The sequence below is a fragment of the Mycobacterium sp. genome (genome assembly GCF_052144515.1).
Classification (GTDB): Bacteria; Actinomycetota; Actinomycetes; order Mycobacteriales; family Mycobacteriaceae; genus Mycobacterium.
Genome location: NZ_JBKQQD010000193.1, coordinates 40,266 through 47,098 on the forward strand (window position 1 = coordinate 40,266; position 6,833 = coordinate 47,098).

Sequence of the window (6,833 nt, forward strand, 5' to 3'; positions counted from 1 at the left end):
CCGGGCTGCGCGCTATCCTTGATCGGATTTCTCGATCATCGGGATCCGCACCCGAAACACCGTTCTGCCGTCGCCGGACTCGGCGCTGACCGAGCCGTGATGTGCCTTGACGATCGAACTGACGATCGCCAAGCCCAATCCATTGCCCGACCCATTGCTTCGGGATTTGTCCGCGCGGACGAACCGCTCGAAGAGCAGGGGCAGAATGTCCGCGTCGATGTCGGGGCCATCGTCATCGACCGTCAGTTCCGCGTAGGGCGCGTCGGGGCCGCTGCGGTGCCGGGCGATTCCCGTCGTTACCGTGACGCCGGGCGGTGTGTGCACCCGCGCGTTGCTGAGCAGATTGCTGACGAGTTGGTGCAGCCGGGCATGATCCCCACGCACCCACACCGGCTCGTCGGGCAGGTCTTTGATCCAGTGGTGGGTCGGGGCCGCGACGGCCGCATCGTTTACCGCGTTGATGACGACATCGGCGAGGTCGACGTCTTCGGTCTGCAGATCTTCGCCCTCGCCCAGCCGGGAGAGCAGCAGCAGCTCGTCGACTAGTGAGGTCATACGGCGCGCTTCGGACTCGATGCGGGCCAGTGCGTACTCGGTGGTCGGCGGCAGCGCCGAACTGTCTTGGCGAGTGAGTTCGGCATAACCCTGGATCGCGGCCAGCGGGGTGCGCAGCTCGTGGCTGGCGTCGGCGATGAATTGGCGCATGCGCAGGTCGGAATCGGCGCGATGGGCCAGCGCGCTATCCACGTTGTCCAGCAACCGATTCAACGTGTTTCCGACGATCCCGACCTCGTTATCCGGGTCGGTGTCCTGCGGGGCCACTCGTGCGCTGATCCGGTGGTCGTCACCGGTGAGCGGCATCGCGGCGACCTCAGCGGCGGTCGCGGCGAGCCGGCGCAGTGGCCGAAGGGTGTAGCCGACCACCCACACCGTCAGGGCCGCGGTGACCAGCAGCGCGCTCGCCACCAGCGCCGTGGTGGTGATGTTCTTGCGCGCGATGATCCGGTTGGCGAGGTTCAGCGATACCCCGACGACCAGGGTGTCGGGCCCCTCGAAGCCGCAGTCCATCCGGTAGGAGCCCAGGCTGCCCAGTTTTTCGGTGCGCGGCGGGGCGTCGGGCCATGACCGCGCTTCGATGGCGCGCACCACGTCGGGCGGGGCGGGTCGCGGTTCGTCTTCGGAGAACACCGCCGATCCGACCACAACACCGTTGTGGAGCACTGCGATCAAGTTTCCCGGCGTTTGTCCGGTGAACTCCAGCAGCGCCTGGGCCACCGGCGGAGTGCCGGCATGCGCTGACGTATGTTCGCCGTTGCGGTATCGGTCGTACGAGTGGGTGAACGCGTGCAGGGATTTGGCGACCTCTGCGTCGTTCATCGCGGTGACATAGCCGCGCAGGCTCAGTACGGAGACGACACCGACGGCCGTCAGCACCACGCTGACGACAACCAGCACGCCTAACAGCAACTGGTGGCGTAATGAACGGGGTAGCCACCAGGGAATGTTCCTGGACTGGGTATGTTGCTCGCGGCTCATTCCGGTGGCCGCAGCATATACCCAACGCCGCGGACCGTATGGATCATCGGCTCCCTGCCGGAGTCGATCTTCTTCCTCAGATACGAGATGTATAGGTCGACGATGCTCGTGCGCCCGGCGAAGTCGTAATTCCAGACCCGGTCGAGGATCTCGGTGCGGCTCAGGGCCCGGCGCGGATTGCGCATGAGGAAGCGAAGCAGCTCGAACTCGGTCGAGGACAGCGAAATCGGCTCACCGTTGCGGGTGACTTCGCGGCTGGCGCTGTCGACTTTGAGATCGCCGACGCTGAGCGCCTCGGCGGCAGGCGGGGTGAGTTGGGTGGAGCGCCGCAGCAACCCGCGGAGTCGCGCGACCAGCTCCTCCAGGCTGAACGGCTTGGTCATGTAGTCGTCGGCGCCGGCGGTCAGGCCGGTGACCCGGTCCATCACCGAATCGCGCGCGGTGAGGAACAGCGTGGGGGTGTAGGTGTCGGACTCGCGGACGCGCTCCAGGATTCGCAGCCCGTCCACGTCGGGAAGCATGATGTCGAGGACCAGGACGTCCGGGTTGACCTTTTCGAACTTGGCGATCGCCTCGCGCCCGTTGTTGGCGACTTCGACGGCCCAACCCTCATAGTGCAGCGCCATCTTCACCAGGTTGGTCAATGCCGGCTCGTCGTCAACCAGCAAAACCCGGATCGGAGAACCGTCGGCGCGATAAATCCGGGGCAGCTGCCCAAGAATGGCTTGGCGCGGCCGCTGGCTACCGGCGTATCCCGTCATTGCGGTCATGTTCCCGATTCTTTCAACCGCACATGAGCATGTCACAGAGTTCATATGAATCTCAAATCTGGCCGCCGATCGCGGCCGCGCTCCGCAGCCTGGACATATATGCGTTTTATATGTGTTTCCTCTGCCAGGTTGAGATCTGTGGCATTCCCAAAAATACTGGAAGACAGTGAATTTGATCCCAGGCAACCGATCAGTTCCGAGACCTGCTTATTCTAATCGACAGTGTAAGAACGGATTTCATTGAGCGCCAGAGGCCGCAGTTCAGCGGTCGCCGTCGCGGCCCAGAAACGATGCAGGACGGTTGCGGGCGAGGATTTCCCGCCCCCCGTTAACGCGACGTTACGTGATGTTACGAATTACCGGGAAAGTCAATGGTTTTCGTAACACGACCTGTGTGCGCACAACCACGGATGTCAGCGGCGGCGGATGGCGGGCCGGATGACGCGTGGCGACACCGCGTTCCTGTCGGCTCCGCGGGCGCCGCCCGAGATGTAAGAGTTCCATCTCCCTCCGCAGGTCGACGGTCACAGCCGTCTATGAGGTTTCGGTGAGTTCCGCGTCACGGTTTTCCGCACCCGGGGACCCGCGGTCCGCGGAGCCGCACGCAACCGCCCACGGTTTCGATCTCTGTGTTGACCCGCGGCGGCCCATGCCGTTGATGCGACGCCGATGTCACGGGGCCAGCAAACTCACCATCAGATAAGGACGCACGATGGATTTTGGAGCATTGCCGCCAGAGGTCAACTCCGGCCGGATGTATGTGGGTCCAGGGCCCGCCACCCTGCTGACCGCCTCCGCGGGATGGGATTCGCTGGCCGCCGAACTGCTCAGTGCCGCCGGCGGCTATCAGGCAGTGATCACGGGCCTGACCGACGAATCCTGGACCGGTCCTTCGTCGGTGTCGATGGTGGCCGCGGTAACGCCATACCTGCAGTGGATGAGGACCGCGGCCGCCAAGTGTGAGGAGGCCGCCACCCGGGCCACCGACGCCGCGGCCGCCTACGAAACGGCCTTTGCGATGACGGTGCCGCCGCCCGCGATCGTGGCCAACCGCGTTCGGCTGGCAACGCTGATCGCGACCAACTTTCTGGGGCAGAACACGCCGGTGATCGCGGCTACCGAGGCGGAGTACAGCGAGATGTGGGCTCAGGATGCCTCGGCGATGTACAACTATGCCGCCAGTGCGGCCAGCGCCTCGGCCTTCAAGGTATTTACCTCGCCGCCGCAAACGACGAATCCGAGCGGGCTTGTCGCGCAGGCCGGTGCCATCGCCCGGGCGGCCGGCGCCGAGGCGGCCAGCAAGGTGCAGACGACGACGGCGCAGTTGATTTGCTCAATGCCCCAGGCCCTGCAGAGTCTGGCAACCCCCGGCGCGGCGTCACCGGGTTCGTCAGGGGTCTCCGCCCCGATCAGTGCCCTGTCGAGTCTGACCGGCACGTCCGGCAAAACCGCGACCAAGAGCGCCAGCGCTGGGCTGGGGACCTTACCCGGCCTGGTGACCAACCTTGCGTCGGCGCAGGGCGGGAATTCGGCCGGCCTGACCGACACGCTCGGCCTGGGCTCCCATGTGATCGGCCTGGGCTCTGATGGAACGGGCTTCGGTGCCGACGCCGGTGGCCTCGGTTTCGACGCGTACGGCCTGTCGCTGGACTTCCAGGGCGCGGATTCGATTTTGGGCGCCCAGGGGGCCCCGGGCTTGGGAGACACAGCGGCCGGGCTGGGTCAAGCGGCCTCGCTTTGTACGTTATCGGTGCCGCCGAGCTGGGCCGACGCGCTGTCGGTGGCTACACCGGCGCCCGTACTCGACGCCAACGTCATGCCGGGTGGGTGGGGCGCGATGCCGTCGGCCGGAACCGGCACTGTCTCCAAGCTGCCGTTGGGGGCCATGGTCGGGCGCGAGCCCGGGGGTGCAGTTCAGCGGATCGGGTTTCGCCCCTCGCTGATTCCGCATTCGCCCGTCGCCGGGTAACCGGCGCTTGATTGTCGCGCTAACCGAGGTAAACGAGCGATGCTTCAGTGTGTGCCATCACAGGCGTGGGGCTCGGGGCGGGGCAGATTGAGTGTGGGGTTCTGATCGAAAAAGCCATGCGGCTGCAGGGTGAAGCCGACGTGCTGGCGGGGCATTACCGGCCAATCCTCAAGCCGCACAACGTGATGCACACCGAAGGTGTACCAGACGACGATGTCCTCATCGACGATGTTGCGGTTTCTCGAAATCCACCGAGGCAGACCGTCGCCGCCCCGGGACTGGTTGGGATCCCCGGCGGGATGGCGTTCGTTCTCATCGTAGGCGGTGACCCAGAAGTTGCTCGTCGCGAAACCGGCTCGTTTGGCCACCCACGAGTCGGGCTTGGCGCACAAGGTAATCGCGTCGCTGGGGTGCAGCCGGTAGGCGACCGGCTCGTCGACCAGGTTGCGGCTGTGGCGGTTGGCGATCTTCCAGAAGCGGTACTTACTAGCGTCGGCCCGGCGCACCGCGTCTTGCTCGCGTTCCAGGAGCCGATCGACGGTGTAAAAGCAGCTGCGCGTTGGGTTGTCCTCGGGGATCAGCGTGTCGACCTCGTAGACGGCGTTTTCCGGACCGTCTAGCTCGAAGTCCAGCCGTACATTGAAGAGGTGCTGGTGGATCGGCGCATACAACCCGTCGTTGTTCAGCGTCTGCCCGTAAAGCGACTTCGTGCCGGGGACCTGGCCGGCGGTGGACAAAATGCCAGTGGCCTTGACCAGGAACTCGATGGTGCCGTCAAGATAAAGGTGCCAGTAGAAGCCGTACTCGTAGTTGGCCACCGTCGCGATGAACGAAATGATCAGCTTGCGTGATCGGCGTACCTCAGTGGTATCCCGACGGAAGTCGTAGTGCTTCCACATGATTGAGTCGTCTTCTTCGTGCATGCAGACCGCGTTCTTGATGGTCCGCGGATTGCCGTGGCTGTCACTGACCACCGCATCGAAATAGCGGATCTCGCCCAGGCAGTCGCAGCCCAGGGCCAGCGAGTTGGCCAGCACGCCAATGTTGTACTCACCAGCGTCGAACGCGTTCTTCTTGTACTGCACGGGAGAGGGATCGCCATAGGGCACCACCATCTCGGCCAGCGACGCACGGTTGAGCACCGATCGGCTACGGCCCTTGTCGCGGAAAGCGAGCTGGTGCAGCACCAGTCCCTCGCGAGGGGTGAAGCCCACGCGGAAGCTCCAGTCGGCCCACGTAACGTGGTGGCCCTCTACATGGAACGAGCGTCCCTGCGGTGACAGGATTTCCAGCGGCTTGATGTCGCTGCGCGCTGGCCCGACATGTTTGGGCAGGTAGTTCCCGGTTTGGTGAGGCACAGGCACGAATCCGTTGTCCTCGACTTCAGCGACTGCACCCCGGTTGAGGTCGTAGATGAGAACAAGGCCCTCGGCGGGATGGGCATAGGGGTTGTCGTCGGCGTCGTTGCGCACGTACACCAGTGCCCTTATCAGCCGACGACCTTGATCGTCTCCGCCGTAGTAGCCCGCCGACCACGGTTCGATGCAGACCAGGTCGAGATCGGTCATGCCACGCCCGGCGAGCGCTTCCACCACGCGGCGATCGCGCTTACAGTTGACCTCGCATTCGTCGAATTCGTCGAGCATGATCGGCGGCTGTGAGCCCGGCGGCAGCTGTTGCCAGGCCACCACCGTGTCGCCTACCAGGTCCACCGTGGCCGCGTAGCTGTGGCCTGTCGCGCGGTCGATCAACACCGCACTCGCGTGGCGGCCCACCGACGCCGGCGCCTCCCGCAACTCTCTTTTCGGCGGCTCTTTCAGCGTGACTTGCACGAAGCGGAAACTCTCGGCGTGCGCCTCGTTGCGTTTCAGCGTCGCGACCGCGCCCACGATTTCCTCGGCGGTCAGTGGATCCAGCGGATGGGTGGCGCCGGAATAGGTTCGCTGTTGTTCTTCGAGGGACATGGCGGGTCGCGCTCCTTGACCGGATTTGGTTCCAACGGCGGATCGAGGCGGATGGAATTGTAGGCGGCGACACGACGGCGAGGCGTCCGAACGGTCGTTCGGGGCCGAGCCCCTTGGTGCCGCTAACCGTTCAACATTGAGCTCCACGAGGTGCAGAGTCAACTGCGGACTACTGAGGACGACCGGGCAGCGGTGCGGACAGTTCAGCGAATTGGGTTCCGCGCCTCGCTGATTCCGCGTTCGCCGGTAGCCGGGCAGCGCGGCCAGAAAAGGCCCGGATAAGACATGGGCCTGCTGCCACACAACAACGGGGCCGCACACCGGTTTGGTGTGCGGCCCCGCTGTTGTGTGGTCTTAGGCCCAGCTGGACCCGACGGCGCTGTCAGTGCTGGCCATGTTGCTGCCGGCCGACTGCACCTTCGAGCCGTGCTGGTTGGCCTGCTCGTAGATCACCTGGAAGTTGCGACCCAACTGGGTGATGAACTCCTGGCAAGCCACCGAACCGGCGCCACCCCAGAAGTCACCGGCAGCCAGCACATCGCGGACGATGGCCTGGTGCTCGGACTCCAACGAAGCAGCCTGCGCGCGGATGAG

General features: G+C 64.8%; 5 protein-coding genes. 1 reads left to right on the forward strand and 4 read right to left on the reverse strand.

Annotated elements, in window-relative coordinates; translation table 11 throughout:
* Positions 1–12 precede the first annotated feature (12 nt).
* On the reverse strand, positions 13–1,536 hold the full coding sequence (locus ACLP9N_RS13295) for a sensor histidine kinase (protein WP_442407840.1): 1,524 nt from the start codon (positions 1,534–1,536) through the stop codon (positions 13–15).
* Complete coding sequence (locus ACLP9N_RS13300) at positions 1,533–2,306, reverse strand: response regulator transcription factor (RefSeq protein WP_442407841.1); 774 nt, start codon at positions 2,304–2,306, stop codon at positions 1,533–1,535. Before ACLP9N_RS13300 ends, ACLP9N_RS13295 begins: the two co-directional genes overlap by 4 nt.
* Positions 2,307–3,018: 712 nt before the next feature.
* On the opposite strand from ACLP9N_RS13300, the gene ACLP9N_RS13305 reads away from it, so the two are divergent.
* Positions 3,019–4,275 carry a PPE family protein gene (locus tag ACLP9N_RS13305; protein WP_442407842.1) on the forward strand — a complete coding sequence of 419 codons (1,257 nt, stop codon included), beginning with the start codon at positions 3,019–3,021 and terminating at the stop codon, positions 4,273–4,275.
* 44 nt (positions 4,276–4,319) lie between these two features.
* Here the strand turns inward: ACLP9N_RS13305 and ACLP9N_RS13310 are convergent, their stop codons facing one another.
* Together ACLP9N_RS13310 and ACLP9N_RS13315 are read right to left on the reverse strand one after the other, a co-directional pair.
* Positions 4,320–6,239 carry a primary-amine oxidase gene (locus tag ACLP9N_RS13310; protein WP_442407843.1) on the reverse strand — a complete coding sequence of 640 codons (1,920 nt, stop codon included), beginning with the start codon at positions 6,237–6,239 and terminating at the stop codon, positions 4,320–4,322.
* A gap of 354 nt (positions 6,240–6,593) precedes the next feature.
* A partial coding sequence (locus ACLP9N_RS13315) for a WXG100 family type VII secretion target (protein WP_442407844.1) occupies positions 6,594–6,833 on the reverse strand: 240 nt, incomplete at its 5' end.